The organism is Mesobacillus sp., from assembly GCF_049588175.1.
Classification (GTDB): domain Bacteria; phylum Bacillota; class Bacilli; order Bacillales; family Cytobacillaceae; genus Mesobacillus.
Window position 1 is genome coordinate 1 of sequence record NZ_JBAVFI010000497.1, and the last position, 3,485, is coordinate 3,485.

The window sequence follows — 3,485 nt, forward strand, 5'->3', positions numbered from 1 at the left end:
TCGACGAGGAGGCTCAGCGCCAGCCCCTAGAAGAATTTGCTTATAAAAAAGCCGGCAGTTGGGCTTTTTAATAATTCTTCCGCGGAAAGCGAAGCGCCTGGAACGGAAATCAACAGTCTAGTTTATCACAGACTAGTTTATGAAAAAAAATATTATTTTCGTAAAACATATTGCTTGTTTAACAAAGAAATGGTTTAATTAATAATTAAAAATCGAAACATACTAAATGTTCGGAATATTATTGACACTCTTTTTAGCTGGTGTTAATATAACGATATATTTACGGTGTCCATAGTGAATATCATACTTTTTGAAATCGTTTTCAAAAAATCTTCTATGCATCGTACAACTCATGTAAATACTGTTTGAAAATTGGTGCGTTCCGGCAGCCTGCAAGTGTTAAGTCTACATAGTAGTTTTTGCCGGTTTATAAAAATATCAAGGGGGATCTTCATGAAAAAATCAGTTAAAGCTATTTCTCTTGTCCTTGCCAGTGCCCTATTAATGGCTGGATGCGGAGGGAAGGAAGCATCAAACGGCGCTTCTGACAAAAAACAGTACAAGATTGGATTAACGCAATTTGCTGAGCATCCATCACTTGATGCTGCAACAGAAGGGTTTAAAAAAGCTCTTGAAGATAAGGGATTCAAAGAGGGCGACAATGTGAAGTATGACTTCCAGAATGCACAGGCTGATATGAACAATACGGCATCTATCGCAAACAACTTTGTTGGCGACAAGGTGGACCTGATTTTTGCGAACGCAACTCCTAGTGCAGTGGCAGCACTTAATGCAACAAAAGATATACCAATTATCTTTACTTCGGTAACGGATCCTGTGGGTGCTGGTCTTGTCGAATCATTTGATAAGCCTGGCGACAACATTACTGGAACTACAGATAATCATCCAGAAGCAACTAAGAAGACGATTGATTTTATGACAAAGGAAGTTGGAGCGAAGAAGATTGGCGTCATCTACAATGCTGGTGAGCAGAACTCTGAAGTCCAGCTGAAAGAAGTCAAAAAGCTAGCTGAGGCAAATGGTGCGAAGGTAGTTGAAGCGTCTATCTCAACGTCTGCTGAAGTTAAACAGGCAGCTGAATCTCTCGTTGGCCGTGTCGATGCCATTTATGTACCGACTGACAACACGGTAGTTTCTGCTCTTGAATCAGTCATTTCTGTTGCGAATGGAAAGAAGATTCCTTTATTCGTAGGAGAACTGGATTCGATGAAGCGTGGAGCGGTTGCTGCAAGCGGATTTAACTACTACGATATCGGTTACCAATCAGGACTGATGGCTGCAGAAATTTTATCAGGCAAAAAGAAAGCATCCGAAATTCCTGTTGAGCTTCCTGATTCATTGACACTGACAATCAACAAAAAAGCAGCTAAGGAACAAGGTGTCGAAGTGAAGGAAGCTTGGGGAGAAGACGCTGAATTCTACGAAGAATAAGAGAAAGGATGATACATCTTGTTTACTGCAATATTCGGAGCATTTGAGTCAGGTATCATTTATGCGATCATGGCTCTCGGCGTATATTTATCCTTTCGGGTACTAGATTTTCCAGATTTGACGGTTGACGGCAGTTTCGTAACAGGAGCTGCGGTTGCCGCCATCATGATCGTGAACGGAACAAATCCATTTGTTGCTACAATGACTGCCCTGATTGCAGGATTCATCGCTGGCTGTTTAACCGGGATTATCCATACAGTCGGAAAGGTCAACGCACTGTTGTCAGGTATCCTGATGATGATTGCCTTGTATTCTATCAATCTCAGAATCATGGGTAAATCGAATGTGCCTTTGTTAAACACAGATACAGCAATGACAGCTGTAAGAGACTTTTTTGATAAAACGGGTATTGATTCATTTTTCAACAATATCCTCACAGCAGTCGGACTTGGTGACAGCCTGCCAAGAACATGGGGAATCCTTTTGTTCATGGTGATTGTAACTTTTGCTCTAAAATTCATTACCGATGCTTTCCTAAAGACTGAAATCGGTTTGGCCATTCGTGCTACAGGTGATAACAAAAGGATGATCCGGAGCTTTTCTTCCAATACGAACTTAATGATTATTCTCGGCCTTGGCCTTTCGAATGCGATGGTGGCTTTTTCTGGAGCATTGATTGCCCAGCAAGGTGGCTTCGCGGATGTTGGTATGGGAATTGGGATGATCATCATAGGTCTTGCTTCTGTAATTATTGGTGAGGCTCTTTTCGGGACAAAATCGATTGCCAGGACTACTCTGGCTGTTATCGGCGGTTCGATCATTTACCGAATCGTTGTTACGCTGGCTCTAAGGGTAGAATTCCTTAAGCCAGGAGATATGAAGCTGATTACAGCAGTCATTGTTATCCTTGCGTTGACTGCACCGAAAATGATTGATAGCTATAAAGAGAAAAAACGGAAGGTAAAAAGGCAGCTTGAAGGCTTGCAAATGGTAAGCTTACCTTCTGAAGGAAAGGGTGAGGCTGGTGCTGCACTTAAATCAGATTCATAGAGTCTTTAACGAGGGTACGCCAGACGAAAAGATAGCCCTTGATAATATTAATCTCACTTTGAAAAAAGGGGATTTTGTTACGGTAATCGGAAGTAACGGTGCCGGCAAATCAACGTTGATGAATATCATTTCCGGAGTGATGCTCCCTGACCATGGGCGAGTCTCCCTGGACGGAAATGATGTTACGTATATGTCAGAGTACAATCGCTCAAAAATGATTGGCCGTGTATTCCAGGATCCGATGGCTGGGACAGCACCAAGCATGACAATCGAGGAAAACCTGGCAATTGCTTTTTCGAGGAACAAGCGACGAACATTGGGGCTCGGTGTTACGAAAAAACGTCGGGAATTATTCAAAGAGGTATTGGAATCGCTGCATCTTGGACTTGAAAACAGGCTGAATGCAAAGGTGGGTACGCTGTCAGGTGGTGAGCGCCAGGCGTTGTCGCTGCTGATGGCGACATTTACGGAGCCATCGATTCTCTTGCTTGATGAGCACACTGCAGCCCTTGATCCATCCCGTGCTGAGCTGATCACGAATTTGACAAAGGAAATCGTCGACAAATACCATTTGACGACCCTGATGGTCACGCACAATATGCAGCAAGCATTGGATCTCGGCAATAGACTGATTATGATGGATAAAGGACAGATTATCTTTGAAGTAAATGAAGAACAAAAAGCAAAGCTTACGATCGAAGACTTGCTCAATGAATTCCAGCGCATTCGCGGAACGAAGATGGCAAGCGACCGAGCATTGCTTAGTTGATAAAGAGGTCAACCAGTGAAACAATGCTGGTTGATTTTTTTTGTTCCATAAAAAAGATTCCATCTTAGCAGCATGAAGGATATTAAAATTACTAGTACTGATAGAATATTAATTTTTAATTGGAAATTATATCACGATTACTTTTGAGAAAATACCAAAATTTCTTACAATTTATTGACCATTTATTTAACGAAATGTTATGATAACGTTAAAT

3 protein-coding genes are annotated in these 3,485 nt (G+C 41.8%); all 3 read left to right on the top strand.

What is annotated here, in order from left to right:
* Window positions 1–453: 453 nt before the first annotated feature.
* The 3 genes from WB217_RS12135 to WB217_RS12145 are packed head-to-tail and all read left to right on the top strand — an operon-like array spanning window position 454 to window position 3,271.
* Window positions 454–1,452, top strand: a complete 999-nt coding sequence (locus tag WB217_RS12135) for an ABC transporter substrate-binding protein (protein WP_335429941.1) — start codon at window positions 454–456, stop codon at window positions 1,450–1,452.
* 18 nt (window positions 1,453–1,470) lie between these two features.
* Window positions 1,471–2,502 (top strand): ABC transporter permease, encoded by a 1,032-nt coding sequence (locus tag WB217_RS12140; protein WP_423993480.1) that lies wholly within the window; start codon window positions 1,471–1,473, stop codon window positions 2,500–2,502.
* A complete protein-coding gene (locus WB217_RS12145; RefSeq protein ID WP_423993481.1) occupies window positions 2,477–3,271 on the top strand; it encodes an ABC transporter ATP-binding protein in 795 nt (264 codons plus the stop codon). The genes WB217_RS12140 and WB217_RS12145 overlap by 26 nt, the downstream gene beginning before the upstream one ends.
* Window positions 3,272–3,485 lie beyond the last annotated feature (214 nt).